Source organism: Rhizobacter sp. P2_H3 (genome assembly GCF_056403355.1).
The window spans coordinates 16,740-40,977 of record NZ_JBFUFQ010000031.1 but is presented as its reverse complement, the minus strand read 5'-3'; the positions used below and the strand labels follow the sequence as shown (position 1 = coordinate 40,977).

The 24,238-nt window shown below is 67.2% G+C and carries 32 protein-coding genes and 1 tRNA gene; 16 read left to right on the top strand and 17 right to left on the bottom strand.

The features are described 5' to 3' along the window. The 3 genes from AC1D1T_RS08965 to radC form a co-directional block, all read right to left on the bottom strand. A partial coding sequence (locus AC1D1T_RS08965) for a peptidase inhibitor family I36 protein (protein WP_477991787.1) occupies window positions 1-818 on the bottom strand: 818 nt, incomplete at its 3' end. A gap of 329 nt (window positions 819-1,147) precedes the next feature. Then, complete coding sequence (locus tag AC1D1T_RS08960) at window positions 1,148-1,786, bottom strand: Smr/MutS family protein (RefSeq protein ID WP_477825960.1); 639 nt, start codon at window positions 1,784-1,786, stop codon at window positions 1,148-1,150. Further along, window positions 1,783-2,457, bottom strand: coding sequence for a RadC family protein (gene radC / locus AC1D1T_RS08955; protein WP_477991786.1), 675 nt, complete (start codon window positions 2,455-2,457; stop codon window positions 1,783-1,785). The genes AC1D1T_RS08960 and radC overlap by 4 nt, the downstream gene beginning before the upstream one ends. A 71-nt stretch (window positions 2,458-2,528) precedes the next feature. On the opposite strand from radC, the gene AC1D1T_RS08950 reads away from it, so the two are divergent. The 4 genes from AC1D1T_RS08950 to AC1D1T_RS08935 all read left to right on the top strand — a co-directional run bounded on the left by AC1D1T_RS08950 (window position 2,529) and on the right by AC1D1T_RS08935 (window position 5,439). Then, window positions 2,529-2,972 carry an FKBP-type peptidyl-prolyl cis-trans isomerase gene (locus tag AC1D1T_RS08950; RefSeq protein WP_047591370.1) on the top strand — a complete coding sequence of 148 codons (444 nt, stop codon included), beginning with the start codon at window positions 2,529-2,531 and terminating at the stop codon, window positions 2,970-2,972. After that, window positions 2,972-3,946: a 4-hydroxy-3-methylbut-2-enyl diphosphate reductase gene (gene ispH / locus AC1D1T_RS08945; protein ID WP_477991785.1), complete on the top strand. Its 975-nt coding sequence runs from the start codon at window positions 2,972-2,974 to the stop codon at window positions 3,944-3,946. The genes AC1D1T_RS08950 and ispH overlap by 1 nt, the downstream gene beginning before the upstream one ends. A gap of 32 nt (window positions 3,947-3,978) precedes the next feature. Continuing rightward, on the top strand, window positions 3,979-5,274 hold the full coding sequence (serS, locus tag AC1D1T_RS08940; protein ID WP_477991784.1) for a serine--tRNA ligase: 1,296 nt from the start codon (window positions 3,979-3,981) through the stop codon (window positions 5,272-5,274). Window positions 5,275-5,351: 77 nt separating this feature from the next. After that, window positions 5,352-5,439, top strand: a tRNA-Ser gene (locus AC1D1T_RS08935). A 47-nt stretch (window positions 5,440-5,486) separates the two neighbouring features. Here AC1D1T_RS08935 and AC1D1T_RS08930 read toward each other — a convergent pair. Then, on the bottom strand, window positions 5,487-5,753 hold the full coding sequence (locus tag AC1D1T_RS08930; protein WP_477825962.1) for a helix-turn-helix domain-containing protein: 267 nt from the start codon (window positions 5,751-5,753) through the stop codon (window positions 5,487-5,489). A 52-nt stretch (window positions 5,754-5,805) separates the two neighbouring features. Between AC1D1T_RS08930 and AC1D1T_RS08925 the strand changes: the two genes are divergently transcribed. Next, on the top strand, window positions 5,806-6,231 hold the full coding sequence (locus AC1D1T_RS08925; protein WP_477825963.1) for a hypothetical protein: 426 nt from the start codon (window positions 5,806-5,808) through the stop codon (window positions 6,229-6,231). Window positions 6,232-6,385: 154 nt separating this feature from the next. On the opposite strand, the gene AC1D1T_RS08920 is transcribed toward AC1D1T_RS08925, so the two are convergent. Both AC1D1T_RS08920 and AC1D1T_RS08915 read right to left on the bottom strand, forming a co-directional pair. Beyond that, window positions 6,386-6,694: a pYEATS domain-containing protein gene (locus tag AC1D1T_RS08920; protein WP_477827350.1), complete on the bottom strand. Its 309-nt coding sequence runs from the start codon at window positions 6,692-6,694 to the stop codon at window positions 6,386-6,388. Window positions 6,695-7,308: 614 nt separating this feature from the next. Then, entirely contained in the window at window positions 7,309-7,731 is a 423-nt protein-coding gene (locus AC1D1T_RS08915) for a hypothetical protein (RefSeq protein WP_477991783.1), read from the bottom strand. A 490-nt stretch (window positions 7,732-8,221) separates the two neighbouring features. Between AC1D1T_RS08915 and AC1D1T_RS08910 the strand changes: the two genes are divergently transcribed. Continuing rightward, complete coding sequence (locus AC1D1T_RS08910; protein WP_477991782.1) at window positions 8,222-8,800, top strand: hypothetical protein; 579 nt, start codon at window positions 8,222-8,224, stop codon at window positions 8,798-8,800. Window positions 8,801-8,963: 163 nt separating this feature from the next. Here AC1D1T_RS08910 and AC1D1T_RS08905 read toward each other — a convergent pair whose 3' ends face one another. Beyond that, window positions 8,964-9,833 carry an NAD(P)-dependent oxidoreductase gene (locus tag AC1D1T_RS08905; protein ID WP_477827348.1) on the bottom strand — a complete coding sequence of 290 codons (870 nt, stop codon included), beginning with the start codon at window positions 9,831-9,833 and terminating at the stop codon, window positions 8,964-8,966. 150 nt (window positions 9,834-9,983) lie between these two features. Between AC1D1T_RS08905 and AC1D1T_RS08900 the strand changes: the two genes are divergently transcribed. Both AC1D1T_RS08900 and AC1D1T_RS08895 read left to right on the top strand, forming a co-directional pair. Next, window positions 9,984-10,766 (top strand): helix-turn-helix transcriptional regulator, encoded by a 783-nt coding sequence (locus AC1D1T_RS08900; RefSeq protein ID WP_477991781.1) that lies wholly within the window; start codon window positions 9,984-9,986, stop codon window positions 10,764-10,766. Between the two features lie 134 nt (window positions 10,767-10,900). Next, entirely contained in the window at window positions 10,901-11,287 is a 387-nt protein-coding gene (locus tag AC1D1T_RS08895; protein WP_047507495.1) for a hypothetical protein, read from the top strand. Between the two features lie 77 nt (window positions 11,288-11,364). On the opposite strand, the gene AC1D1T_RS08890 is transcribed toward AC1D1T_RS08895, so the two are convergent. From AC1D1T_RS08890 to AC1D1T_RS08875, 4 genes are read right to left on the bottom strand one after another with little or no spacing between them, the layout of a single operon-like run. Continuing rightward, window positions 11,365-11,619, bottom strand: coding sequence for a hypothetical protein (locus AC1D1T_RS08890; RefSeq protein WP_477991780.1), 255 nt, complete (start codon window positions 11,617-11,619; stop codon window positions 11,365-11,367). A 40-nt stretch (window positions 11,620-11,659) separates the two neighbouring features. Then, on the bottom strand, window positions 11,660-12,436 hold the full coding sequence (locus AC1D1T_RS08885; protein ID WP_477826582.1) for an Imm1 family immunity protein: 777 nt from the start codon (window positions 12,434-12,436) through the stop codon (window positions 11,660-11,662). 40 nt (window positions 12,437-12,476) lie between these two features. Next, a complete protein-coding gene (locus AC1D1T_RS08880; protein WP_477826581.1) occupies window positions 12,477-12,947 on the bottom strand; it encodes a group II truncated hemoglobin in 471 nt (156 codons plus the stop codon). A gap of 2 nt (window positions 12,948-12,949) precedes the next feature. Then, on the bottom strand, window positions 12,950-13,807 hold the full coding sequence (locus AC1D1T_RS08875; protein WP_477826580.1) for a DUF6597 domain-containing transcriptional factor: 858 nt from the start codon (window positions 13,805-13,807) through the stop codon (window positions 12,950-12,952). A 124-nt stretch (window positions 13,808-13,931) separates the two neighbouring features. Here AC1D1T_RS08875 and AC1D1T_RS08870 point away from each other — a divergent pair, with 124 nt between their 5' ends. Further along, window positions 13,932-14,339 carry a DUF3224 domain-containing protein gene (locus AC1D1T_RS08870; protein ID WP_047507499.1) on the top strand — a complete coding sequence of 136 codons (408 nt, stop codon included), beginning with the start codon at window positions 13,932-13,934 and terminating at the stop codon, window positions 14,337-14,339. A 76-nt stretch (window positions 14,340-14,415) separates the two neighbouring features. Further along, the gene (locus AC1D1T_RS08865; RefSeq protein ID WP_477826579.1) at window positions 14,416-14,685 is read left to right on the top strand and encodes a hypothetical protein; all 270 of its coding nucleotides are present in this window, start codon (window positions 14,416-14,418) and stop codon (window positions 14,683-14,685) included. On the opposite strand, the gene AC1D1T_RS08860 is transcribed toward AC1D1T_RS08865, so the two are convergent. Then, window positions 14,676-15,230 carry a PEP-CTERM sorting domain-containing protein gene (locus AC1D1T_RS08860; RefSeq protein ID WP_477991779.1) on the bottom strand — a complete coding sequence of 185 codons (555 nt, stop codon included), beginning with the start codon at window positions 15,228-15,230 and terminating at the stop codon, window positions 14,676-14,678. The two genes, AC1D1T_RS08865 and AC1D1T_RS08860, sit on opposite strands and share 10 nt — an antisense overlap. A gap of 70 nt (window positions 15,231-15,300) precedes the next feature. Between AC1D1T_RS08860 and AC1D1T_RS08855 the strand changes: the two genes are divergently transcribed. From AC1D1T_RS08855 to AC1D1T_RS08835, 5 genes are all read left to right on the top strand, one after another. Further along, complete coding sequence (locus AC1D1T_RS08855) at window positions 15,301-15,741, top strand: DUF2784 domain-containing protein (protein ID WP_477826577.1); 441 nt, start codon at window positions 15,301-15,303, stop codon at window positions 15,739-15,741. Beyond that, the gene (msrA, locus tag AC1D1T_RS08850) at window positions 15,738-16,475 is read left to right on the top strand and encodes a peptide-methionine (S)-S-oxide reductase MsrA (RefSeq protein WP_477826576.1); all 738 of its coding nucleotides are present in this window, start codon (window positions 15,738-15,740) and stop codon (window positions 16,473-16,475) included. Before AC1D1T_RS08855 ends, msrA begins: the two co-directional genes overlap by 4 nt. A gap of 236 nt (window positions 16,476-16,711) precedes the next feature. Then, the gene (locus AC1D1T_RS08845; protein WP_156154939.1) at window positions 16,712-17,305 is read left to right on the top strand and encodes a Spy/CpxP family protein refolding chaperone; all 594 of its coding nucleotides are present in this window, start codon (window positions 16,712-16,714) and stop codon (window positions 17,303-17,305) included. 111 nt (window positions 17,306-17,416) lie between these two features. After that, complete coding sequence (locus tag AC1D1T_RS08840) at window positions 17,417-18,130, top strand: response regulator (protein WP_465114202.1); 714 nt, start codon at window positions 17,417-17,419, stop codon at window positions 18,128-18,130. 24 nt (window positions 18,131-18,154) lie between these two features. After that, window positions 18,155-19,471: a sensor histidine kinase gene (locus tag AC1D1T_RS08835; RefSeq protein WP_047507508.1), complete on the top strand. Its 1,317-nt coding sequence runs from the start codon at window positions 18,155-18,157 to the stop codon at window positions 19,469-19,471. A gap of 18 nt (window positions 19,472-19,489) precedes the next feature. On the opposite strand, the gene AC1D1T_RS08830 is transcribed toward AC1D1T_RS08835, so the two are convergent. Genes AC1D1T_RS08830 through AC1D1T_RS08820 form a run of 3 tightly spaced genes read right to left on the bottom strand, consistent with a single transcriptional unit; the run spans window position 19,490 to window position 22,656 of the window. Continuing rightward, window positions 19,490-20,869, bottom strand: coding sequence for an MATE family efflux transporter (locus AC1D1T_RS08830; RefSeq protein WP_477840339.1), 1,380 nt, complete (start codon window positions 20,867-20,869; stop codon window positions 19,490-19,492). Next, complete coding sequence (locus AC1D1T_RS08825; RefSeq protein ID WP_047507512.1) at window positions 20,866-21,297, bottom strand: DUF3717 domain-containing protein; 432 nt, start codon at window positions 21,295-21,297, stop codon at window positions 20,866-20,868. The genes AC1D1T_RS08830 and AC1D1T_RS08825 overlap by 4 nt, the downstream gene beginning before the upstream one ends. 57 nt (window positions 21,298-21,354) lie before the next feature. Then, entirely contained in the window at window positions 21,355-22,656 is a 1,302-nt protein-coding gene (locus AC1D1T_RS08820; RefSeq protein WP_477825872.1) for a tryptophan--tRNA ligase, read from the bottom strand. A 39-nt stretch (window positions 22,657-22,695) separates the two neighbouring features. On the opposite strand from AC1D1T_RS08820, the gene purN reads away from it, so the two are divergent. Further along, the gene (purN, locus tag AC1D1T_RS08815) at window positions 22,696-23,319 is read left to right on the top strand and encodes a phosphoribosylglycinamide formyltransferase (RefSeq protein ID WP_477825871.1); all 624 of its coding nucleotides are present in this window, start codon (window positions 22,696-22,698) and stop codon (window positions 23,317-23,319) included. Between the two features lie 8 nt (window positions 23,320-23,327). Here the strand turns inward: purN and AC1D1T_RS08810 are convergent, their stop codons facing one another. Then, complete coding sequence (locus AC1D1T_RS08810; protein WP_477825870.1) at window positions 23,328-23,987, bottom strand: DUF1345 domain-containing protein; 660 nt, start codon at window positions 23,985-23,987, stop codon at window positions 23,328-23,330. Next, window positions 23,984-24,226, bottom strand: a complete 243-nt coding sequence (locus AC1D1T_RS08805) for a DUF1653 domain-containing protein (RefSeq protein WP_477825869.1) — start codon at window positions 24,224-24,226, stop codon at window positions 23,984-23,986. Before AC1D1T_RS08805 ends, AC1D1T_RS08810 begins: the two co-directional genes overlap by 4 nt. Window positions 24,227-24,238: the final 12 nt, after the last annotated feature.

Here is a 24,238-nt window from a genome sequence, read left to right as displayed (position 1 = left end):
ACGAACTTCATCGGCGTGCCGCCGCCGACGCGCGGCGTGATCGTCGTGCCGGCGCTGCTGCCGATCAGCGCGGTGAACTTCACGCCGGTCTTGACCAGGTCGGCCGGCACGGTGGCGGTGTACGAATCGGTGAAGCTCGGCACGGCCGGCACGTTGGCCGGCAGCGCGCCGGTGGGTGCCGTCAGCAGGATGTCGCGGGTGCTGCCGTTGGCGCTCGTCACACGCAGCGTGCCGCTCGGCTTGGTGCCGCCGGTGGCGCCGCTCGTGACGTTGACCTTGACCAGCGCGGCCTTGCCCGAGACCAGCACCAGCGCGCTGTCGTCGCTGTTGAACAGCAGCGATTGCGCGACCTGGATGCCCGACACCGGCGACGTGCCCGTCGGCGGGGTGGTCGTGGTGGGCGCGGTGACCTTCAGCGACGACGCGGCATCGTTGAAGCCGAGCGACACCAGGTTCGCGGTGTCGGCCGTCAGCGTCACCGAGCTGCCGCCGTAGTTGATGTGCTGGAACAGCTGGACCTTGTAGCCCGCCTTCACCTTGACCGACGAGACGCGGTCGTTCCAGGCCGAGCCGATCCAGGTGGAGTCGGCACCGGCGCAGAAGCTCGCGCCCTGGTAGTTGATGTGTTCGTAGAAGCAGATCGCGGAGGTGTCGACTGCGGCGGCCGTGGCAGCCTCGGCCTGCTGGTCAGCAGCGGCCTGCGCATCGGCGCTCTGCTGGTTGCCGCCGCCGCAGGCGGCGAGCAGCACGGCCACCGATGCCAGCGGCACCAGCAGGCGATGGGTGGACGAATCGAATGCTCGGGATTGTCGGGACACGGTCTGACCTCCTTGTAGGTTGCGCCTATCGCGATCACGAATGCGCGTTGTGGTCAAAACCGTGCAAAGTTCATACCGATCGACATGCAACCATCGGTGAAACGGGGTTGACAAGCCGATTCTTGACAGCGCTTTCAGAAATTTTCGGATGCCCTCCCCGTGAGCTGTCGAGGAGGGCGCCGAGGCCCTAGCCTCCTGCGCTGTAACCTGCCTCCCACGGGTTAGGGGGATGACGGGGTGCGTGGCATTTGTTGCCTTGCTTACGACCCGACGCGCATGCGACGAAGCACGCCAGATCGTGACGCAGCATGACGCAGTGTGAACAAGCTCTAACGCAGCGCGCGCAGCAGCACGATCACCGCGCCGTGACCGCCTTCGTCGCCGCGCGCCTGCACGAAGGCGAGCACGTCGGCCTTCTGGATCAGCCAACTGCGCACCTTGCCCTTCAGCACCGGTTCGCGGCCCGGCGAGCCGTTGCCCTTGCCGTGCACGACGCGCACGCAGCGCAGGCCGGTGTGCACGGCGTCGTGGACAAAGGCGGTGAGCCGCTCGCGGGCGGCATCGCGGCGCAGGCCGTGCAGGTCGACCTCGCCCTGGATGGCCCAGCCGCCGCGGCGCAGCTTGCGCAGCACGTCGATGCCGATCTCGGGGCGGCGGTAGGACAGCTGGTCGTCGGTCTCGAGCAGCGTGACCGGATCGAACTCGTCGGAGAGCGATTCGTACAACGCGCGCTCCTCATCGAGCTCGCGCTGGCGCGGCTCGGGCGAGGGCGGCGTGGGCACCGCGTGGCGGCGGCCGCTCGGGGCCACCGGCTGCACGCGGCCGACGCTGTTGGAGAACAGGTTGGCCTCGCGCAGCCGGCGGGCTTCTTCCTCGCGGGCCCGGGCTGCCTGTTCGGCGGCCTCGCGCTCGGCGCGCTTCAGCGCCTCGCGGATGTCGCCCAGGTCCTGCAGGCTGCGCAGGCTCACAGCAGGCCTCGCTCCACGAACGAGACCACCTCGGTGTCGCCGACCACCAGGTGGTCGAGCACGCGCACGTCGATCATCGCGAGCGCCGACTTCAGCGTCTGCGTCAGCATCTCGTCGGAGCGCGACGGCTGCGCCGAGCCCGACGGGTGGTTGTGCGCGAGGATCACCGCGGCCGCATGCAGCTGCAGCGCGCGCTTGAGCACCTCGCGCGGGTAGACGCTGGCCTGCGTGAGCGAGCCGCGGAACATCTCCTCCATCTGGATCAGCCGGTTCTGCGCATCGAGGAACAGCACCGAGAACACCTCGTGGCCGCGCCCGCCGAGCTGCAGCCGCAGGTAGTCCTTGACGAGGATGACGTTGTCGAGCACCGGCCGCTCGGCCATCTGCTGGCCGAGCGAGCGGCGCGCCAGCTCGAGCACCGCGCTGACCTGCGCCAGCTTCGCGGGGCCGAGCCCCTTGATGCGCTGCAGCGCCTGCGGATCGGCCCGCAGCAGCCCGGTGAGCCCCCCGAAATCGTCGAGCAGGCGCTGCGCCAGGCCCAGCACCGAATCGYCCTTGACGCCGGTGCGCAGCAGCAGCGCGACCAGCTCGGCATCGGCCAGGGCCTGCGGGCCGCGGGCCAGCAGTTTTTCACGCGGACGGGCGTCGGCAGGCAGGTCTTTGAGCAGCATGGGCATGGTCCGGCGACGCGGCGGGGCGCCGCACCTAAAATTGGGCCCAGTCTATCGAACCAGGATTTGCCTTGACCCACGTTCAACAGGGATCGTTCCTGACCCTGCACTACCGACTGGCCGGCCCCGACGGCGTCGACCTGATCAACACCTTCGCCGAGAAGCCGGCCACGCTGTCATTGGGCAGCGGCGAGCTCTCGCCGGCGATGGAAGCGCGCCTGATGGGCCTGGCCGAGGGCACCCGGGCCTCGTTCGACCTGCCGGCCGGAGAGGCCTTCGGCGAGCGCAACCCCGAGATGCTGCAGCGTGTGAAGCTCGCGCTGCTGCACGAGCTGGGCGACCCCGACGAGCAGTACCACCTGGGCGACGTGGTGCAGTTCCCGACGCCCGACGGCCAGGCCTCGTATGCCGGCGTCGTGCGCGAGGTGGGCAGCGACTGGCTGCTGTTCGACTTCAACCACCCGCTGGCGGGCCAGCCGGTGACCTTCGAAGTGCAACTGATCGGGGTGCTGTGATGAGCGCGAACCACATGACGACCCAGACGCTGGACGAAGTGCTGCTGGCCGAGCCGCGCGGCTTTTGCGCCGGGGTCGACCGCGCGATCGAGATCGTCGAACGCGCGATCAAGAAATTCGGCTCGCCGATCTACGTGCGCCACGAGATCGTGCACAACACCTACGTCGTCAACGACCTGAAGGCCAAGGGCGCGATCTTCATCGAGGACCTGGCCGACGTGCCGCCGGGTGCCACGCTGGTGTTCAGCGCGCACGGCGTGTCGCAGGYGGTACGGCAAGAGGCGGCGCAGCGCGGCTTCAGCGTGTTCGATGCCACCTGCCCGCTGGTGACCAAGGTGCACGTGGAGGTGGCCAAGCTGCACAAGGAGGGCTACGACTTCATCATGATCGGCCACAAGGGGCACCCCGAGGTCGAGGGCACGATGGGGCAGCTCAACGAAGGCATCTACCTGGTGGAAGACGTGGCCGATGTCGGGCGCGTGCAGGTGGCGCAGGCCGACAAGCTGGCGGTGGTGACGCAGACCACGCTGTCGGTGGACGATGCGGCCGAGATCCTGGCGGCGGTGAAGAAGCGGTTTCCGCTGGTGCGCGAGCCGAAGCAGCAGGACATCTGCTACGCCACGCAGAACCGGCAGGATGCGATCAAGGTGCTGGCGCCGCAGGTCGACGTGCTGATCGTCGTCGGCAGCCCGACCAGCTCGAACAGCAACCGCCTGCGCGAGCTCGGCGAGCGGCTCGGTGCCGATGCCTACATGGTCGACCAGCCCGAGGACCTGCAGGCGCAGTGGTTCGACGGCAAGCGGCGCGTGGGGCTGACGGCGGGTGCCTCGGCGCCCGACATCCTGGTGCAGCAGGTGATCGAGCGGTTGCGCAGCCTGGGAGCGGTGTCGGTGCGCAAGATGCCGGGCGTGATCGAGACCACGCATTTCCCGCTGCCCAAGGGCCTGGGCGACAAGTCCATGGCCGAGATCTGAATTCCCTCAAATAGCCACAAGAAGAGACCCCCATGCTCGACATCAACCTGCTGCGCAAAGACCTGGCCAGCGTCGTCGCCTTGCTCGAGAAGCGCAAGTCGCCGCAACCGTACCTCGACGTCGCGCAGTTCCAATCGCTGGAAGGCGAGCGCAAGACGCTGCAGACCCGCACCGAAGAGCTGCAGGCCAAGCGCAACAGCCTGTCGAAGCAGATCGGCATGCTGAAGGGCAAGGGCGAAGACACCTCGGCGGTGATGGCCGAGGTGGCGGGCCTGGCCGATGAGCTGAAGGCCTCGGGCGAGCGGCTGGAGGCGATCCAGGCGGAGCTCTCGGTGATGCTGATGAGCGTGCCCAACCTGCCGCATGCGAGCGTGCCCGAAGGCGCCGATGAATCGGGCAACCTGGAGGTGCGGCGCTGGGGCGTGCCGCGCACGTTCGACTTCTCGGTGAAGGACCACGTGGACGTGGGCGCGCCGCTGGGGCTGGATTTCGACACCGGCGCGAAGCTCTCGGGCTCGCGCTTCAGCTTTCTGCGCGGGCCGATTGCGCGGCTGCACCGGGCGCTTGCGCAGTTCATGCTCGATGTGCAGACGCAGCGGCACGGCTACACCGAGTGCTACACGCCGTACATCGTCAACCGCGAGGTGCTGGAAGGCACCGGGCAGCTGCCGAAGTTCAAGGAGGACATGTTCTGGGTGAGCCGCGGCGGCGACGAGACGCAGGCCGAGCAGTACCTGATCTCGACCTCGGAGATCTCGCTGACGAACAGCGTGCGCGGCGAGGTGCTGGCCGAGAGCGTGCTGCCGATCAAGCTGACGGCGCACAGCCCGTGCTTCCGTTCCGAGGCGGGCAGCGCGGGGCGCGACACGCGCGGGATGATCCGCCAGCACCAGTTCGACAAGGTGGAGATRGTGCAGATAACGCACCCCGAGAAGAGCTACGAGGCGCTGGAAGAGATGGTGGGCCATGCCGAGGCGGTGCTGAAGCTGCTGGAGCTGCCGTACCGGGTGGTGGCGCTGTGCACGGGCGACATGGGCTTCGGCTCGACCAAGACCTACGACCTGGAGGTGTGGCTGCCGGCGCAGAACACCTACCGCGAGATCAGCTCGTGCTCGAACTGCGAGGCCTTCCAGGCGCGGCGCATGCCGGCGCGGTTCAAGAATGCGCAGGGCAAGAACGAGCTGGTGCACACCTTGAATGGCTCGGGCCTGGCGGTGGGCCGCACGCTGGTGGCGGTGCTGGAGAACCACCAGAACGCTGACGGATCCGTCACGGTTCCGGAGGCTTTGCGGCCCTATCTGGGCGGGCAAACGGTGCTGAAAGGCTGAGGGGAGGGCGGAACGGCCCTTTTCCTGGGCTAGAATCCGCGACTCGGCCCAGTAGACCCGCCGAAGCCCCAGTTTCAGGAGAGGTGGCAGAGTGGTCGAATGTACCTGACTCGAAATCAGGCGTACCGCAAGGTACCGTGGGTTCGAATCCCACCCTCTCCGCCAGAAGACGAAAGCCCCGACCGGATGGTTCGGGGCTTTTTGTTTTGGGGCTACGTCAGCGATTCGATGATGGGTGACGGCTCGACGCCGATCGCTTTGCAGATCGCCAGGAACTCGATCACGTCCAACTGGCGTTCTCCGCTTTCGTACTTCGACACGAAGGACTGCGGGCGATTGAGGCGGGTGGCGACCTGAGCTTGGGTCAGCTCTGCGTCCAGGCGCGCTTGAGTGAGCAAGCGGCGCAGGTTTTCATAGGCGGAGTTGGTCGGGGCACGAATCACGTGGCCGACGTTAAATCCCGTTTTGGAATATCCCATTTCGGGATTCGCAAGACCGACGCCAGCGTTGGTGTCCTTTGATGGAAGGGAAGTGCAGATGCCTGGCAACAGATCGAAGTCCCGCCGTGTTCTCGATCGTGACGACGCCCCAGCTATCGGGGACGGCGAAACACATGCGCCACTGTTCCAGCCGTTTCGCTGGACCGACCCGAAGACTGATTGCCTGCAGATCGAAGCCCGACCGCTCAATCAGCTGATCGAGAAGGTCATTGACGTGACCGACGGCGTGCGCGCGGTGATGTGCGTACTCGAGCGGGATGGCTATAGCAGTGAGGACGATGCGCCGCCGTTGCTTGATCCGGTTCGGCAAGGGGCGCTGCGGCGCCTGGGGATCACTTCACTGCAGTTGTTGAGCGATGAGGCGACTCGACTCAGCGATTGGGTGTTGGCAGGTCACCGTCACGAATGCTTTCACCCGAAGCGCTCTCGAAGGCAGAAGCGATTGAAACGCGGATAGGCCGGTCGACGTGCAAGCGGAATGGCTTCGAAGGCCTGGACTGGAATGACCTCCAGCCGCGCAGACGCTGTGAGGTGCGCATCAGTCTCCGCAGGAAGCCGACTTTGAGAAGGCGGCTACGTTCTTCTTTGTCGCCCAGTCTTCGCACTAACGGTCACTTCGACACTGACGCAGAGGGTGCACAGTTGCCCATCTCGAAATCGATGTACCGCGATACAAAAGTCGAATCTCCGTCGTTGAAAATAATCTTTGCTGTGCACAGGAATGGGCCATAGGCGGAAGTTACAACGGGGAACCCACGACTTCTGTCAATTGACGGATAAATCTTATTCCCCCAGTAGCTTCCAAAGAAATACTCTACCGTTACCACGCCAGCCAAGGAGGACTTGTGAGGAATGACGTATATGAGTACATCATATAGTTGGCCGTCATTAGTGGATCGCTGAAGGCGGTGCACCAGCATGACACCCCGAGTGTTTATGTACTCGCCGTCGCGGCGCGCCCGGCGTGTGCCGTTATCCGCTCGGACTCCCACTCTCGTGTCTTCCTTTGAAAAGTCGCCGGGTCTAGCGACTAGACCGGAAGCGGCCCCAATCTCCAGCCCAGCGACCTTGAATGCAGCACCATCTCGTACGCGGAATACCAGCGCTCTAACGAGTAGAGATAGCTCGGTCCTGAAATAGACGAGGATTGCGAGAATAAGTATCGCCCAAATTAAGCTCGGCACTGCTGACCACATGGCTTGATCAAGCGATGTCAAAGGCGATGAAGCGCTTTTTGCAACAGCAGAAGCAGTCGTGGCAGGAGGGGCTGACGCCCCGGTCGATGCCACAGCAGAAGCTGCAGATGATGGCGAAGAAGCGGATGAAGCGGCGCCATTCATTTTCGTTTCTCTCCCGTTGGCATGGGGGCAATTTACGTGGGGCGAGGATGCCACACGCAGGCGGAAGTGCGCCAGCCCGTTATCCCGGGCCGAAGTCTGATCCGCCGCAGTAGGGTGGGGCGCTGCTGCTTTCGCGCCGAGAATTGCAACCGGGGCTGAGCCTGCGCTGGCTCAAGTATCTCCAGTGAAAGGGTTCATGCCTGTAGCTTTTGTTCTGCGTCGTTGATCAATGCAAGTAGCTGCGTCGCGTGAAGTCCTTCAGTTGGACCTGCGTGGCCTGCCGCCTTCGCAACTATGTCTTTCACAACTTTGTGATGGAACATGCGCACAAAGTGTTTGAAGGGCACAGGTATCACCATTGAGATTCCGAACGGAATCGCCCAAGCCACGGCGAGAGCCACCCACCCGCCTGTGCTCCAGACGAAGTAGAGGGACACCCACCGAGCAACTTTGATGGGCCATACAAGCCCGTACCAGAGCGGGAGCATTTGGCGTCCGACAGGCGGCGGAACGTCATAGGTGCGACTCAGCTCAAGGGCTGCACGTTGCATGAGGAAAAAGTACAGCTCCGCCGCTGAGAATGCCCCATAGAGCAGGCATGCATTGAGAAAAGTCATGGCTCCCCCGGGATCAACTTGGCGCGTTGAGTCTAGGCAGCGAAGGCGCCTGAGCACATGGGGTTTGCAGGGAGTCAAAGAGACGTCTTGTTCCGGCCGCTGCGGGGCGGGGGCAGTTCTCTTCGCGCCGTGGAGTGCTCGGGGACCGAGCGTTGACGGAATGCAAGGTTCCCAATGAATGCGATGGAGCGACGGATGCAGTTTGCCCTCACCAGCCTCAGTCGTTGGTCGATTGTCCGCAGGCGCTCCGAGGACGCGCGAACCTGGCAACTATGCGGATTAGCGGCAGATTCGGGTGCTCGTCCTTAGCGTCCGCAGCGAAAAGAGTTGAGCAGGCAATTTGCCGATTGCACCCACCCCCTGTTGGGTCCTCCCAGGGGAACCCCGATCGCTATCTAGTTCCTGGCGCCCCCTAGGGGGTGTATTCCGGCAGCCACGAGCGAGTCAGGCTGAAGTGACTGAACCTCAACAGCAGGTGTACGCTGAAGCCATGTCCAAATTGGAATGTGTTTGCCGCGCTATCGGCACGGACCTCAACTCGTGCGCCGGGTGGGTGCAGGCTTGGGGCGCAATACTTGCCCTGATCGTGGCGGTGGGTTTTCCGATCGTCCAGGGCCGTCGGCAGCGCAAAGCGGCGAAGAATGGGCATCTGCTTACGATTGCAGCTGACGTGCTCATCGCAGAGCGACAAGCGGCGATCTACCTTCGTGGAAAGGTGAGGGTGCCCGCGTATCGTCTTCCGCTACACGGGAAGCAGACAGCATTGCCGGCTCTGTTGAGTGACGGGACGCTGAGCGGCGCTGAGGCTGCTGCTTTGATGCAGTTCTACGTTGATGCGACCAGCTTCAACTACTGCTTGGATCTCACCCAGGAGCAGAAGGCAGCAGGCCATGCCTGGATCCACGAAGTCAATCGCGTCAAGCTGAAGGCCCAGCACTTGGTGTCCGGCGGCGGGCAGTCTCGATTTGACGCAGCAATGAAGGTGCTTCGTGCACACCTGGATCGCCAGTCACTGGAGAACATGTCGCTCGGTCAAGCCTCCGATGAGGAAGACGACGGACAGTCATAAGGGATGAGGTTTGGGGAATGAGTTGGGGAATGCGCATCGTGCGCTTTTCCGAGTTTTCTTCGGAAGACACCCTCCCAACGCACGAAAGCCCCGACCGTCTGGTTCGGGGCTTTTTGCCTTTGCGTTGGTTGTTGGTCCAGAAGATTCTGAAAAAGATATGCCGCTACGACGCCACCCGCAGCACCTTGATCAACGCCGCCAATTCCTCAGTCTCCAGCCCTGCCGCCGCCGCACGCCGCAGGAGCTGCGCCGCGAACGCAGGAAACTCCGCATTGATCCCCGCATCGGTCGCCGCCCGCAGCATGCGCTCCACGGCCTCGATCGAAATCGTCATCGGGCTCTGCGTCACCTCGAAGTGCCCCTCATGGATCATCTTCCCCTCGTGCTTGAGAAAGTCGCCGAAGCCCGGTGCGATTCGTGCGACGACCTCGCCGTACGCGTCAACGCCAATGCCTTCCACTTCGGAAACGCGCGCTCCGTGCAGGAAGCCGATGACGGCACCGTAGACGTACGACAGCGTCGCCAGGTCCATCGTGGCCGCAGCCCCTGCCGGCTCTCCCAGGTAGACCAGGCCGCCTCCGAACAGTCGCAGCACCGGTTCGGCGCGACGGTAGGCGTCGTTCGCGCCAGACACGAGGATCGGTGTGTCCGCAGTTCCCATCTGGCCGGGGGCCGCCTGGATCGCACCGTCGACATAGGCGCCGCCGTGCCTCTGCACCCAAGCCTCGCCATCGCGCGCGTCGTGCGGGCTGCCGGTCGTCAGTTGCACGACGACGCGGCCCGCGAGACCGCTCGCCACGCTGTCATCGCGCAGAAAGCTGTCGGCCGCCGCGTAGTCGTGCACGCAGATGACGACGATCTCGGCCGCTCGCACCGCCGCTGCCGCATTGGCGGTGCGCAGCGCGCCTTCGCGCACCAGGGCGTCCGCCTTGGCCGCGCTGCGGTTCCACACGTGAACGCGGTGGCCGGCACGCAGCAGCAACTGCGCCAGCGTCGATCCCATCATTCCCAATCCCATCACGGTCACATCCATAGAGTCCTCGTTGGCAGTAAGCCGGCTGTGCGCCGGGCAAGCGCACAGCGCGCCTGCGGGGCAAGAATGCGGCCGACGCATGGCGGCCGTCGCTCACGAACGGATGTTTCCCGGACACGTTCAGACGCTGCCGCCCGAGGAAGGAACACGATGGTGATGAACTTGCGGGTCGAGCGCCTTGCCACCTTGCCGGGCCCTGCGGCCTGGGCGCCCATCGCCGACCATCGCGTCAAGCTGCATGCCGGCCCACCGGTGCGCGGAACCTGCCGCATGCGCGATTTCGTCGCCCGGCGTGGCGAGATCGATATCGTCCCGGCCGGCATGTCCGACGCCTGGGAGGAGCACGACGCGGGCAGCACGTTGACGCTGCACCTGCCGCACGCGCTGCTGCGACGGGCCGCGGATGAGATGCGTCTGCCCGAGAGCCGTGCGGCACTCGCACCGCGGCATCAGTTCCGCGATGCCCGCATCGAGCACATCGCGTGGGCGCTGGATGCCGACCGCCTGGCCGGCTCGCCGAGCGGCCGCCTGTTCGCGGACTCCCTGGGCATTGCGCTGGCGGTGCACCTGCTCGGCCACTCGGCTGCCACCGCGCGGCGCGAGCCGGCGCCGCTGTCGCCGCACCAGCTGCGCCGGGTGGTGGAGCACATCGACGCACACGTCGCTGCCGACCTCTCGCTCGCGCGGCTCGCCGAGGTGGCGGGAATCAGTGCGTCGCACTTGAAGACGGTGTTCAAGCGCAGCACCGGCGTGCCGGTGCACCAGTTCGTCGTTCAGCGGCGTGTCGAGCGCGCGGTGTCACTGCTGCGTGGTGGCGAGATGCCGCCCAGTGAGGTCGCGCTCGAGGCAGGCTTCGCACACCAGAGTCACATGGCGCGCTGCATGCGCCGGCTGCTCGGCGTCACCCCGACGCTGGTGAGCCGGGGCGCCTGATCGGACCAGGACATGCACGGAACGACGCCATTGCGGGCTCGCATCTTGGCCGTTCCCGACCTTCAAGGCATGCTCGAGCCTTACCGCCAGGAGACCCATGTGCGCAAAGCCCGATCACGCGAAGCAGGCCGCAGATGAACGGCGACATCGTCACCATCGAGGAGCTGAACTCTCTGACGGGAGACAGCCGCCTGGCGCTGCGCGGTGTCAAGCGCGGCGAAGACGGCATGGACTTCCATGCCCTGGCACTCGAGGCCAGAACGCCGACAGGATGGGCTCAAACCGCCGTCATCACGGAGGAGCAGTTCCAGGGCGCGCACCCGAATCGCCGGTGGGTGTCGAGCCTGCACAGCTTCCTGCCGAGTGCCGGCACGGCCATCATCCAGGTCGGCGAAGGGAGCCGGCCGATGCATCCGACCGGCGTCACGCTGATTCACTACTCGTGGCGGCGATGGGATGTCGTTCAGAACGTCGAGTTGGCCCGGCTCAAGGATTGCGCCGGCCCATTCGATCCTCTGTAGCCAGCTTGGACCGCGCACGAAATGTCCGCTCGATGAGGCCTTCGGCGATCGGCGCTTTCCAAGACGCCGCCGCCAAACTAGGGAACCGATGGTTCATCCGGGCATGCTTCGATTTCGTCCGGGTACATGGCTTCAAGCCAAATGGTCGTGCCTGTGGCTGGATCGGAGCATTCCACTTCATAGGCGAGCGCCGGCTTCTCGTACACATCGAGGACAGCTCCGGTGTCGCCCACGCGCGGATGGCGGCTGTAAAAGACCTTCCGGCCGGTGAAGCGATCACCGCGGATCGCGACTACGCGGACAACCATGTATGGCCGCAAGGTTTTGGGCATGAGCAGGCGATTTGAGATGGGCGGATGCACGTCGTCCGATTCAATTGGGTGACCAATGGATCCAGGCGGGGCGGGCGCCGTCGTTGACGTAGAAGTACGCGATGGCTTTGTAGCCTTGTTCGACGTCGATGGACCACGAGCGCGGATGCTCGTCGATCTGGCCATTGCTTAACCGATACTGAACCTCGCCTGGCGCGTCGCCATTCCCGATCGACGTGAATCCGCTGTCTCCTGCCTCCCTGGCATACATCAGGAACGCATCTGCGCCGTTGCGCAACATGCACAGCGAAGGTCCGCCCTTGACGGTGATCCAGAGCTCGAATTCCTTCTGCACATCAAGCTCATGGAGCCAACACCCCAAGTGCTCGACCGACTCAATGCCGACGGCCTGCCCATTCACCGACACCTCGAAGATGGCTGCGTCGCCTCCTTCGATCGGCTCGTCGAGCCGCGGCACTTCTTCTCGCTCAGAGATCACACACTCGGCGCTCCACCATCGATCGTGCCCGTTGAACAAGGAACCCGAGACACGCTCGATGTGCTGGACAAGCGCACGCGCCTCGTCCCAATCGGCGCACACCAGCCCGTACAACGTGAAGTGGATCTCCGAAGGCGGCCACTCCCAGGCGGCTTCGCCCCAGACCTGGGTCGATTGCCCTTCGAACAGCTCTCGGAATGCAATGAGCCAAGGCTTCGGCCAGGGAAATGGCTCGTCCTTTTGCGGCAAGCGTTCGACCTCGACATCGCATCCGAAGTAGCCGCAGGCCACGTCGCTTCCGATGAAGATCGGCAGATCAATGTGAACGAAGGAAGTCACTGCGGTTCTCGCACTTGCCCTGACGGGTCGTGTGTGCCGCTCATCCACCCACATACGGCCCCTTGACCTCGCCCCACCCCCACTTCGGCATCGGCGCATCAGGATCGACGCTCGCCCCCGGTTGCGAGTTGATGACCGCAAGGCGCGATCCCCACTCCAGGTAGCCCACGAGTGCCGAGCGGAACTCGGGATCATCGGGCATGCCGAGTTCGTCGGCGGTCGACAGCAGCAACTCCACCCAGCGCCGGCGCTTGTCCTGCGTCAGGTGCCGGTTCAGGTGCTGGCGAATCATGTGCGGGTGGCCGCCGTGTGCCGCCGAATAGGTCGCCGGGCCGCCCAGCACCTCCGCGAGGAAGGCGGCCACGTGCGCAGGGTGCTCCGCGCCCATGTGCGCAAACACCGGCGCGAGCAAGTCGTCCTGTGCGACGCGCTCGTAGAAGCGCGTGGTCAGCCGGTTCAGCGCATCGATGCCGCCGAGCCACTGGTACAGCGTGGGAGTCGATGCCGTCATCTTCAGGATTCCTGTTGAGTGGGTATGCGTTGGACCTTGACCGCCGTCGCATAGTCAGCCGGCGTACGACCGACGAGCTTGCGGAAGTCCGCGATGAAATGCGCCTGGTCGAAGTAGCCGAGGTCCTGTGCCAGCGCAGCCCACGAGACGGGCTCGCCGGCCTGCACGCGAGCGACGGCCTCATGCAGCCGGTAGCGCTGGATCACCCATTTGGGGCCGACCCCCACGTACTCGGCGAACAACCGCTGCAGCGCGCGCAACGTCAAGCCGTGGCGTTCGGCGAGGTCGGCGGCCGCGACGAGCTCGCGGTCGTCGACGATCGAATCGACGATGCGTGCCGCCAGCAGCGCCTGCGGGTCGGGCATGGGCACGCGGGGCGCGAGGAAGCGCTCGGCGGTTTCCATGGCGTCGGCCATGTCCTCGTGCCCGAGCACGTCGGCCAGCACGCGCGCAGCGTCGCCGAACAGCTCCGCCAGCGGCAGGTGGCGGTCGGCCAGCTCGGACACCGGCCGCTGCAGGACGCCGCGGAAAGCGCCGGGGCGGAACTTGATGCCGAAGGCCTGCGAGTCGCCCTCCAGCAAGGTCGTCCAGCGGCCGGTGTGAACGCCGTGGGCGGCCATGCGGCCGGGCTCGATGACGATGTGCACGTTCGGGTGCGGCAGCGTCTCCTGCACCTGGGGCGGCTGGCCGGCAAGGCGCCAGCGCACGCGCCAGAAGTGCTCGATGGTGTCCGCAAGCCCAGGAGTCGGCGCGGCCCGCTCGTGCGTGAAGGCGCCGTCGGCGACACGGTGCAGCACGCCGCGCGCCTGCTGCGCGACCGGGCGTCGCGTTTTTCCAATCGTCAGCGCGGGAGTGGGCATTCCAATGCGGGCATTGCCAAGTCCGGACGATGATGCCATGTCCCTCCACCGCGCCTCCGCACCCTTCGTTGCGCTCGCCCTGGCGGCCTGCGCGGCGGTGTCTTCCCCTCGACAGGAGATCCCCATGAGTTCACGCCACCATGCCACCGGCCCGTTCGACGTCAAGCTCGCGCTGCAGCCGCTCAGCGACGTGGCCGCACCCGCAGGCCTCGGCCGCATGTCGATCGACAAACGCTTCCACGGCGAGCTGGAGGCCACGAGCCAGGGCGAGATGCTCTCGTGGCGCGATGCCGCGATGACCTCCGGTGGCTACGTCGCGCTCGAGCTCGTGCGCGGCACGCTCGCCGGCCGCGAGGGCAGCTTCGTGCTGCAGCACAGCTCGACGATGGCCGCCGGCGTGCCGCAGCAGTCGATCACCGTCGTGCCGGGCTCGGGCACCGGCGCGCTGGCCGGGCTCTCGGGGCGCATGGAGGTCGTCATCGGCGAGGGCGGCGCGCACTCGTATCGGTTCGACTGGGGCTTGCCGGATTGAGCCACTTCCGCAGTTTCGGAGAAGCGCCGGCTCACCGTGAACGATACAAACGTGGGGCTCAAACCAAGGAGATCACATGTGCCACGGTATCGAACTCACGAGTCACCACGCAGAACTCGCTCCCAGGTGGAGCCACTGGATCCGCCAGTCCCACCGCTGGCTGTCGATGGCCTTCACGCTGACGGTCGTCGCCAACTTCATCGTGCGAGCCCGCGGCGAGCCGCCCGCGTGGGTGACCTACTCGCCGCTGCTCCCGCTCTTCCTGCTGCTGTTCAGCGGCCTCTACATGTTCGCGTTGCCGTATGCGAGGCGCTGGCGCAGCACCGGCGCCCTGCGTCAGACCTGAGCTTCGGCCGACCGACGCCGCCGCGCCTGCAACACGACACCCACGAGTCCCAAACCCAACAGCATCGCCATGGCGGGCTCGGGCACCGATGAAGCGAGCGTCATCGTGCCGCGCCACTCGGTGTTGCCATACAGGTACCCGCGCAGGTCGTAGTCGCCGATCAGCGAGTGGTCGCCCAGCGTGCCGAAGAAATACGCCGTGGGGCGCGTCAGGTCGATGCTGGGGTGCGTCACCTCCATCGTCACCGCGTTGCCGACCACCGACAGGGAGGTCACGTTGCCGACGACCGCGCCTTCGATGAACACATGGCCGTAGAGGCCTGCCTGGGCATCGAACGAGTCCAGGTCGATGGTCACCGGGCGGGTGAACAGCGGGCTGGTGGGAACGGGGTTGCTCGGTCCGCCGTACATCGAACCGAAGAGCCAGCTCCCCGTCCAGGTGCCGAACAGGTCGGAGAGCTCGGCGGCCGTGGCGCCGAACGAGCTCACGGACAAGGCCGTCCCGAGGGTGGCTGCGGCCACCAGCTTTCCAAATCGATTCGACATGGCAATCCTCCCTGCAATTGTTGGTGCTTCAATGCCAAGCACGAATTGCACCACTCAGAATGACAGCCCCATGCCGTATCAATTGCTTGCCAACGCCGTGCTCCTGCTGCACATCGCCATCGTGCTGTTCGTCGTCGGCGGCCTGGTGCTGATCGTCGTCGGCAACCTGCGCGGCTGGCGCACGGTGAACTCGCTCTGGTTCAGGTTGGTGCACGTCGGCACCATCGGCATCGTCGTCGCCGAATCATGGTGGGGCATCGAGTGCCCGTTGACCACGCTCGAGATGTGGCTGCGTGCCCAGGCCAAGGTCTCGACCTATTCGGGCGGCTTCATCGAGCACTGGCTGCAGTCCGTCCTGTTCTGGGATGCGCCGCCATGGGTGTTCACCGTGGCGTACTCTGTGTTCGGGCTCGCCGTCGCTGCTGTCTGGTGGCGTTTCCCGCCGAAGCGTAAGGTTCGCCCGGCGGGGCACGACCCAGCCCGACACGACCCTCCAGGAGCGTTTCGATGACCACCCCCTCTCGCCCACCCCGCCGCCGCTTGCTCACCATTGCCGCCTTGCTCGTCGGCACCGGGGCGGTGATGACCCTCTCCGCGATGGCCGGCGGCATGGGCGGTGAAGCCCGGCTCGTGCCGCCGTTCACGCCCACCGCCACCGCGGCCGCTGCCACCGCCCCCACCGAAACCGCCGTCCTCGCCGGCGGCTGTTTCTGGGGCGTGCAGGCCGTCTTCCAGCACGTCAAGGGTGTCACCAACGCCGTCTCCGGCTACGCGGGCGGCGAGGCGTCCTCCGCCGTCTACGAATCGGTCGGCAGCGGCTCCACCGGCCATGCTGAGGCGGTACAGGTCACCTACGACCCGAAGCAGGTCAGCTACGCCCAGCTGCTGCAGATCTACTTCTCGGTGGCGCACGACCCCACGCAGCTCAACCGCCAGGGGCCGGACTCCGGCACGCAGTACCGCTCGGCGATCTTCCCCGCCAACGATGACCAGGCCCGCACCGCACGCGCCTATGTCGAACAGCTCGACAAGGCCCACGCCTTCAAGGCGCCGATCGCGACCCGCATCGAACCCGGCCGCCGCTTCTTCCCGGCCGAGGCCTACCACCAGGATTACCTCGCCCGCAACCCGCGGCAGCCGTACATCGTCTTCAACGACCTGCCCAAGCTCGACGACCTGAAGCGCCTGTTCCCGCAGGCCTGGCGCGCCGAGCCGGTGCTGGTGGCGGGCAAGGCCGCCGGCTGAGGCACGCCAGGGCAAAAAAAAGCCAGCGGCCTTGGAGGGGACCGCTGGCGGGATCAAGTTGGCAGTGGCAACTGCTGCACGATCATACTGTATAAAAAACCAGTCCCGACTGGCCGCATGCCGGATCGCCCGCAAACCATTCACAGATCTTTACCCCCCAGCCAATCCCGCTTCACCCCCGCCCGCGACCATTCATTCCATCGACCCACCTCCCGCGGGTCTTGTTGGAGAAGACGATGAGCGACGTGAGCACTTTCGACGCGCTGCCCCAGGACAAGCCGCGCGGCATCAAACGCCTGCTGGGCGGCATGCTGCTGGCCGTGGCCGGCACGCTGGCCCTCTCGGCGTGGGCCGAGAACGCACCTCCCGGCCCCGGCTTCAGCCACGGTCCCCGCATGCACCACGCCGGCATGGGCGGCCCGGGCATGTTCATGGGCCGGCCCGAGCAACTCAACCGCATGGTCGACCACATGCTCGACGGCGTCGGCGCCAGCGAGGCGCAGCGCACCCAGATCAAGCAGATCGTGCAGGCCGCGGCCGCCGACCTGAAGACCCAGCACGAATCGGCCAAGGGCCTGCACGAGAAGGGCCTGCAGCTGCTGGCCGCCCCGACCATCGACACCGCCGCCGTCGAATCGCTGCGCCAGCAGACCGAGGCCCAGCACGACCAGGCCAGCCGCCGCATCACGCAAGGCCTGATCGACGTCGCCAAGGTGCTGACGCCCGAGCAGCGCACCAAGCTGGCCCAGCGCATGAAGATGCGCGAAGACCAGATGCGCGATCGCATGCAGCGCATGCAGCGCGACAAGCCCGCCCCGGCCCCGAAGTAACCCACCGGGACCCATCACGGACCGCAAGTTGTGATCTCATTGCGACCTGCCACTTCCAGTGGCCCGCGGTTCGATGCCGCGGGCCCTTCGGCCTTGGAGGCTGACCGACCCATGACATCCCGCGTGCTGTTGATCGATGACGATGCCCGCCTCTCCGCGATGGTGGGCGACTACCTGCGCGGCTCGGGCTTCGAGGTGGAAACCGCCGGCTCGCTGGCCGCCGGCCGCGAGCGCCTGGCCGGTGCCGGCTACGACGCGCTGGTGCTCGACCTGATGCTGCCCGACGGCGACGGGCTCGACCTGTGCCGCGAGCTGCGCGCCAACCCGCGCACCCGCCAGTTGCCGCTGCTGATGCTGACCGCGCGCGGCGAGCCGATGGACCGCATCGTCGGCCTCGAACTCGGTGCCGACGACTACCTGCCCAAACCCTTCGAGCCGCGCGAACTGCTCGCGCGCGTGAAGGCGCTGCTGCGCCGCGCGACGCCGCCCGCGGCGCCCGACGAGGTGCTGCGTTTCGGCCGCCTCGAGATCGATCTCGGCGAGCGCGTCGCCCGCCTGAACGGCGTGGCCTGCGACCTCACCAGCCACCAGTTCGACCTGCTGGTCGTGCTGGCGCAAAGCTCCGGCCGCGTGCTGTCGCGCGACCAGATCATGGACCTGCTGAAAGGCCATCCGCTCGAAGCCTTCGACCGCTCGATCGACGTGCACATCTCGCGCATCCGCGCGGTGATCGAGGACGACCCGAAGAACCCGCGCCGCGTGCTGACGGTGCGCGGTGCCGGCTACGTGTTCGCGAAGAAGCAGGACGCGGAGGGTGCCGACTGATGATCACCGGGCGTTGAGACCGCGATGCGCACGCTGACGCTGCGGATCTACCTCACCGTCGTGGCGGTGCTGCTGCTGTTCGCCTCCGGATCGGCCTGGCTGTTCCAGCGCCACATGGAAGACGAGCGCATGCGCGCCGACAACGTGCTGTCCGAGCGCATGGCCGCCTGGGGCGACCTGATCCAGCGCTCGCTGCCCGGCGCCGAGTCGCCGCACGAGGACCAGGCCCAGGCGCTGCGCGATTGGTCGCAGCGGCTGCGGCTGCCGCTCGCGCTCGACGACCCGAGCGGCGATCGCATCTCGGCCTCCGATTCGTTCGTGCTGCGCCAGGGCGAAGGCCAGACGCGCAGCTTCCAGATCCACCTCGAAGACGGCCGCACGCTGTGGGTGCTGCGGCCGGGCCTGCGGCGCCCGCCGCCCGATGGCCGCCCCGAGTTCGGGCCGATGCCGCCCAACCTGCCGTTCGTTCCGCCCAGCTGGCAGCGCGGCGTCGGCACGATCGTCGTGCTGGTGCTGCTGTTCGTCGCGGTGGCCGCCGGTGCGTGGCCGGTGGTGCGGCGGCTCACGCGGCGGCTGCAGGCGCTCAAGCGCGGCGTCGAGCAGTTCGGCGCGGGTGAGCTGCACCACCGCGTGGAAGTCTCCGGCCGCGACGAGGTGGCGGCGGTGGCGGCCAGCTTCAACCTCGCGGCCGAGCGCGTCGAGGCGCTGGTGCGCTCGCATCAATCGCTGCTCGCGAATGCCAGCCACGAGTTGCGCTCGCCGCTTGCGCGCTTGCGCATGGCGGTGTCGATGATGGAAGACGCGACGCCCGAGCAGCGCCAGCGCCTGCGTCGCGAGATCGACACCAACGTCGGCGAGCTCGATGCGCTGGTCGAAGAGGTGCTGCTCGCGAGCCGCCTCGACGCGCTGCAGCGTGTCGACCGCGATGAGCCGGTGGAGCTGCTGGCGCTGGCCGCCGAAGAAGGCTCGCGCGTCGGCGCCGATGCCGACGGCAGCACGGCCACCGTGCAGGGCGACGAGCGGCTGATCCGCCGCGCGCTGCGCAACCTGCTCGAGAACGCCCGCCGCTACGGCGGTGGCGACATCACGATCGAGGTGCGCAACGGCGCCGGCCGCGCGTTGGTGCAGGTCTGCGACCGCGGCCCGGGCGTGCCCGAGACGCTGCGCGAGCGGATCTTCGAGCCGTTCTACCGGCTGCCCGGCCATGCCGAGCAGGCGGGCGGGGTGGGGCTGGGGTTGAGCCTGGTCAAGCAGATCGCCGAACGGCATGGCGGCAGCGTGCGCTGCGAGTCGCGTGACGGCGGCGGAAGCTGCTTCGAGCTGAGCCTGCCGCTGGCCTGACCGATCAGGCCGCTGTTCTCAAGCGACCGTCTTCTGGCGCCACAGCCAGACGAGGAAACCGCTCAGGCCCGCCGCGGCCGCCACCAGCCCGGCGGTGCACGCCGACCAGAAGCCCAGCGCGCCATGCAGCGCGGCCGGCGTGTGGCCGGTGGTGTCGAACGCCACCGCATAGCCGCCGCCGAGCCCGATGCCCCAGATCGCGAACGCGTAGATCAGCATCGGCACCGTCGCGAGCCGGTAGGCGCGCAGCACGAACGATGCGATGGTCTGCACCGAATCGGCGATGTGGAACACCGCGACCCAGGCCAGCAGCGGCATCGCGGCGGCAATGATGGTCGCGTTGCTCGTGTAGGCGCCGAGCACGGCCTCGCGCGAGAGGTACACCGCCGCGCCCAGCACGGCCGACAGTGACACGCCGATCAGCAGGCCGTGCCAGCCGATGCGCCGTGCGTCGGCCGCGTCGTGCGCGCCGATGCTTTGCGCCACCAGCGTGCCGCTCGCGTTGGCCAGCGCCAGCGGCAGCATGAACATCAGCGAGACCAGGTTGGCCGCGAGCTGGTGCCCGGCCACCGCGGTGCTGCCGATGCGCGAGATGAAGAACGCCATGAAGGTGAAGCCGGTCACCTCGATCAGGATCGAGCCGCCCATCGGCACGCCCAGGCGCAGCAGCGCGACGATGCTGGCGCGGTCGGGTTTCGGGAACGGATGGCCGCGCAGGCCGAACGCGGCGTAGAAGCTGTCGCGCCGCAGCACCTGCCATGCGAGTGCGAGCTGCAGCCACATCACGAGGGCGGTCGCGACGCCGCAGCCCGCGGCGCCGAGCGCGGGAATCTGCAGCGGGCCGAGCGTCGTGCCGAAGATCAGCGCGGCGTTCAGCGGCAGCTTCAAGGCCAGCGCGCCCAGCTGCAGCAGCATCACGACCGTCGGCCGGGACACGGCCGTGTTGAAGCCGCGGAACGCGGTGAACACCAGCGCCGGGGGCAGCGCGAACGCGAGCGCGCCCAGGTAGCCGCGCACGCGCTCGGCCACCTCGGGCGAGGCCTGCGCGAGCGCGAGAAAGGGCTGCGGCATCAGCAGCAGCGCGCAGCCGGGCACCGACAGCAGCAGCGCGAGCCACACCGATTGCTGGAACTGGCGCCCTGCGCCCGGCAGGTCGCGCGCACCGAACAGCTGGCCGGCGATCGGCCCGATCGCGAGCACGACGCCCATCAGCCCGACGAAGATCGTGATGTAGGTGGCGCCGCCGATCGCGAGTGCCGCCAGGTCGAGCGCGGTGTGGCGAGCCACCATCACCGTGTCGGCGGTGCTGAAGGCGAGCACCGCGAGCTGGCCGATGAACACCGGCCAGGCCAGGCGCGCGATGCGGCGCGCGCTGTCGAGCAGACCGTGCCCCGTCACGCGGCCGGGCTTTCGCCGGAAGAGGTGGCTTGCGCGCGTTCGGCGTAGCGGTTGAAGCGCCAGGCGGTGCCTTCCATCGTGATGCGCCGCCAGGTGATGCGCTTCTCGGCCGGCGACATCTCGGTCCACAGCTGCACCTCGTCGAAGGTGCGGCCGCAGCCCTTGCAGATGTCGTCGCCCTGGCTCGTCGAGCAGATCGCGATGCACGGCGCATCGGGCGTGCTGGCATACCACTGCAGCCAGGCGTCGCGCGCCTTGGCGGGCATCGACGCCTCGTCGCACTCGCTCTCGTGGTAGTAGACGAGCAGCGCATACACCTCGGCCAGCGCCAGCACCTGCGGACAGGCGGTGATGCCGTCCGGCGAGGGGCTGCGATCACGCCACCAGTTGATGGCGGATTCGATGTCGGTGATGTGGATGGCGGCCATGCGGGAACCCTGCGGGGGGCAGAGCATAGCGCGGGGCGAAGACCCCCGCAGCGCGGGTTATTCCTGCGCTGCGGCCAGCGCGGCGAGCGCCTGCTCTACCACGCCGCGCTCGGCGCCCAGTTCGACCGGCGCACCGGCCAGCGCGGCTGCACCTTCGGTCTTCAGCCGCTTGACCCATGCCCCGGCCTCGCGGCCTTCGGTGAAGCTGCGGCTTTGCAGCAGCACGAGGTTGTCGGATGCGGTGAGCTTGAAATAGAACAGGCCGTCGGCTTCACGGTATTGCTTGAAGACGGGCAGTTTCGGCGCTTCGGCCGCGACCGTTGCCGTGCTGGCGCGCACGACGGCCTTCATCGAGCGCAGCCCCACCGCGCCGCGCAGCTCCTGCAGGAACGGCGTCGCGATCGCACGCGCCTTGCGGGCGCCGACCAGCAGTGCTTCTTCGATGCGCTCCGGGTGTGCCATCAGGTCGGCGTAGTGCGCGCGCATCGGCCCTACGTGGGCTTCGATGCGCTCGACCAGCCGCTGCTTGGCCTCGCCCCAGCCCAGGCCGTCGCGCAGTTCGGCGCGGAAGGCGCTGCGCTGCTCGGCGCTCGCGAAGGCGTCGTGGATCGTCACCAGGTGCGAGTTGTCGGGGTCCTTCGGCTCGCCGGGCAGCTTCGAGTCGGTGACGATCAGTGCGATCGCCTCCTTCAGCGCCTTCGGGCCGCCTTCGAACAGCGGGATCGCGTTGTCGTAGCTCTTCGACATCTTGCGGCCGTCGAGGCCGGGCAGCATCGCGACGGCTTCGTCGATCTGCGCCTGCGGCAGCACGAACAGCTCGCGCTGCTTGCCGAACAGGTGGTTGAAGCGCTGCGCGACATCGCGCGCCATCTCGATGTGCTGCACCTGGTCGCGCCCGACCGGCACGCGGTGGGCATTGAACAGCAGGATGTCGGCCGCCATCAGGATCGGGTAGCTGAACAGGCCCATCGTGATGCCGTCGTCGGCGTCCTTGCCCTGCGCCTCGTTGGCATCGGTCGCGGCCTTGTAGGCGTGGGCGCGGTTCATCTGGCCCTTGGCCGTCACGCAGGTGAGCAGCCAGGTGAGTTCGGGCGTCTCGGGGATGTCGCTCTGGCGGTAGAAGGTGACGCGCTCCGGGTCGAGCCCGGCCGCCAGCCAGGTGGCGGCGATCTCCAGGCGCGAGCGCTCGATGCGGTCAGGCTCGTCGCACTTGATCAGCGCGTGGTAATCCGCGAGGAAGAAGAAGCTCTCGACGCCGGGTTCGCGGCTGGCCGCGATGGCGGGGCGGATCGCGCCGACGTAGTTGCCGAGGTGGGGAGTGCCGGTCGTGGTGATGCCGGTGAGCACGCGTTGCGTCATGGTGGGGCGCATTGTAGGTGGGCACTACACTGCCGGCCGATGAAGCGCATCGTGATCCTGATCTCCGGCCGCGGCTCCAACATGGAGGCCATCGTGCAGGCCTGCGCCGCCGAAGGCTGGCCGGCGCGGGTCGCGGCGGTGATCAGCAACCGGCCCGACGCGGCGGGGCTTGCGTTCGCTCGCGAGCGCGGCATTGCCGCGGTGGCGGTGGATCACAAGCGCTTCGACGATCGCGAGGCCTTCGACGCGGAGCTGGCCGCGGTGATCGAGGGCTACGAGCCCGACGTGCTGGTGCTGGCCGGCTTCATGCGCATCCTGACCGACGGGTTCGTGCAGCGCTTCGCGGGCCGCATGGTCAACGTGCATCCATCGCTGCTGCCGGCGTTTCCGGGGCTGCACACGCACCGCCGGGCGATCGAATCGGGCTGCAAGCTGGCCGGCGCGACGGTGCATTTCGTGACGCCGGCGCTGGACCACGGGCCGATCATCGCGCAGGCCGCCGTGCCGGTGCTGCCGGGCGACACCGAGGCCAGCCTGTCGGCGCGCGTGCTGGCGCGCGAGCATGTGATGTACCCGCGCGCGGTGCGCTGGCTGGTGCAGGATCAGTTGCGGGTCGACGGCGATGTCGTCATGCACACGGCGGGCGAATCGCAGCTGCTCTAGAAGCAGGCTCAGATCAGGCTGGCAGCGATGTTGATCGCCAGTGCGAGGATCGCGGTGTTGAACGCGAACGACAGCAGCGCTTGCATCAGCACCGTGCGGCGCATCGCGCTGCGCGTGACCACGACGTCGGACGTCTGCGACGCGACCGCGATCGTGAACGAGAAGTACAGGAAATCCCAGTAGTGGCGCGGTGCTTTCGGGTCGCCGGGAAACACCAGCCCGCACTCGCCCGGCGCCGCATCGTCGGCGAAATAGGCACTGGCATAGCTCAGCGCGAACAGCGTGGGCAGCAGCAGCCACGCACCGATCACCGTGATGAGCGCAGCCGCGATGTGCGGCAAGGCCTGCAGGGGCGTGGCCGCCTTGGCGCTCGACAGCTCGACGCCGATCGCCGCGAGGCTCGCGACGGCTGCCGCGACGACGACCAACAGCACCACGCCGTGCCCCTCGGCCTGCGCGACCGCGGTGCGGCGCAGGTGATGGTGATCGGCACGCGACATGATCCAGAACGCCTGCGCGAGGTACAGCCACACGGCCACGTTCCAGCCGAGCAGCAGGTAGGGCGGCGAATGGCTGGGCAGCGGCGCCAGGGCGGCGACCAACGCGCCGGTGCCGACCGATATCACCAGGTGCGGCCGGGCGCGCAGCTGCTGGATCAGCGTTCTCATCGCGCGGGCAGCGGCTCGAAGCGTGGACGCACGACGCCGTCGATCTCGACCGTCCCGACGAACATCGCGAATGGCCGCACCCACCAGCCGGTGTCGTTGTACAGCGGGCGGTAGACCACCATCGGCTCCAGCGATTCGCTGTGGCGCGCGACGCCGATCACCTCGTACTCGCCGCCCTTGTAATGGCGGTAGAGGCCCTTCTCGAGGGACGGCAGCGGCGGCAGATCGGGTTCGGTCATGGGGGCAAGGAT

Excerpts from the sequence above, each read along its gene's own strand:
- AC1D1T_RS08840 (WP_465114202.1), top strand. The coding sequence starts at position 17,417 with ATGACATCCCGCGTGCTGTTGATCGATGACGATGCCCGCCTCTCCGCG.
- AC1D1T_RS08900 (WP_477991781.1), top strand. The coding sequence starts at position 9,984 with ATGGTGATGAACTTGCGGGTCGAGCGCCTTGCCACCTTGCCGGGCCCT.
- AC1D1T_RS08895 (WP_047507495.1), top strand. The coding sequence starts at position 10,901 with ATGAACGGCGACATCGTCACCATCGAGGAGCTGAACTCTCTGACGGGA.
- purN (WP_477825871.1), top strand. The coding sequence starts at position 22,696 with ATGAAGCGCATCGTGATCCTGATCTCCGGCCGCGGCTCCAACATGGAG.
- AC1D1T_RS08880 (WP_477826581.1), bottom strand. The coding sequence starts at position 12,947 with ATGACGGCATCGACTCCCACGCTGTACCAGTGGCTCGGCGGCATCGAT.
- AC1D1T_RS08870 (WP_047507499.1), top strand. The coding sequence starts at position 13,932 with ATGAGTTCACGCCACCATGCCACCGGCCCGTTCGACGTCAAGCTCGCG.
- AC1D1T_RS08865 (WP_477826579.1), top strand. The coding sequence starts at position 14,416 with ATGTGCCACGGTATCGAACTCACGAGTCACCACGCAGAACTCGCTCCC.
- msrA (WP_477826576.1), top strand. The coding sequence starts at position 15,738 with ATGACCACCCCCTCTCGCCCACCCCGCCGCCGCTTGCTCACCATTGCC.
- AC1D1T_RS08860 (WP_477991779.1), bottom strand. The coding sequence starts at position 15,230 with ATGTCGAATCGATTTGGAAAGCTGGTGGCCGCAGCCACCCTCGGGACG.
- AC1D1T_RS08910 (WP_477991782.1), top strand. The coding sequence starts at position 8,222 with ATGTCCAAATTGGAATGTGTTTGCCGCGCTATCGGCACGGACCTCAAC.
- AC1D1T_RS08835 (WP_047507508.1), top strand. The coding sequence starts at position 18,155 with ATGCGCACGCTGACGCTGCGGATCTACCTCACCGTCGTGGCGGTGCTG.
- AC1D1T_RS08915 (WP_477991783.1), bottom strand. The coding sequence starts at position 7,731 with ATGACTTTTCTCAATGCATGCCTGCTCTATGGGGCATTCTCAGCGGCG.
- AC1D1T_RS08905 (WP_477827348.1), bottom strand. The coding sequence starts at position 9,833 with ATGGATGTGACCGTGATGGGATTGGGAATGATGGGATCGACGCTGGCG.
- AC1D1T_RS08920 (WP_477827350.1), bottom strand. The coding sequence starts at position 6,694 with ATGCTGGTGCACCGCCTTCAGCGATCCACTAATGACGGCCAACTATAT.
- AC1D1T_RS08855 (WP_477826577.1), top strand. The coding sequence starts at position 15,301 with ATGCCGTATCAATTGCTTGCCAACGCCGTGCTCCTGCTGCACATCGCC.
- AC1D1T_RS08825 (WP_047507512.1), bottom strand. The coding sequence starts at position 21,297 with ATGGCCGCCATCCACATCACCGACATCGAATCCGCCATCAACTGGTGG.
- AC1D1T_RS08890 (WP_477991780.1), bottom strand. The coding sequence starts at position 11,619 with ATGCCCAAAACCTTGCGGCCATACATGGTTGTCCGCGTAGTCGCGATC.
- AC1D1T_RS08930 (WP_477825962.1), bottom strand. The coding sequence starts at position 5,753 with ATGGGATATTCCAAAACGGGATTTAACGTCGGCCACGTGATTCGTGCC.
- AC1D1T_RS08845 (WP_156154939.1), top strand. The coding sequence starts at position 16,712 with ATGAGCGACGTGAGCACTTTCGACGCGCTGCCCCAGGACAAGCCGCGC.
- AC1D1T_RS08875 (WP_477826580.1), bottom strand. The coding sequence starts at position 13,807 with ATGCCCACTCCCGCGCTGACGATTGGAAAAACGCGACGCCCGGTCGCG.
- AC1D1T_RS08805 (WP_477825869.1), bottom strand. The coding sequence starts at position 24,226 with ATGACCGAACCCGATCTGCCGCCGCTGCCGTCCCTCGAGAAGGGCCTC.
- AC1D1T_RS08820 (WP_477825872.1), bottom strand. The coding sequence starts at position 22,656 with ATGACGCAACGCGTGCTCACCGGCATCACCACGACCGGCACTCCCCAC.
- AC1D1T_RS08810 (WP_477825870.1), bottom strand. The coding sequence starts at position 23,987 with ATGAGAACGCTGATCCAGCAGCTGCGCGCCCGGCCGCACCTGGTGATA.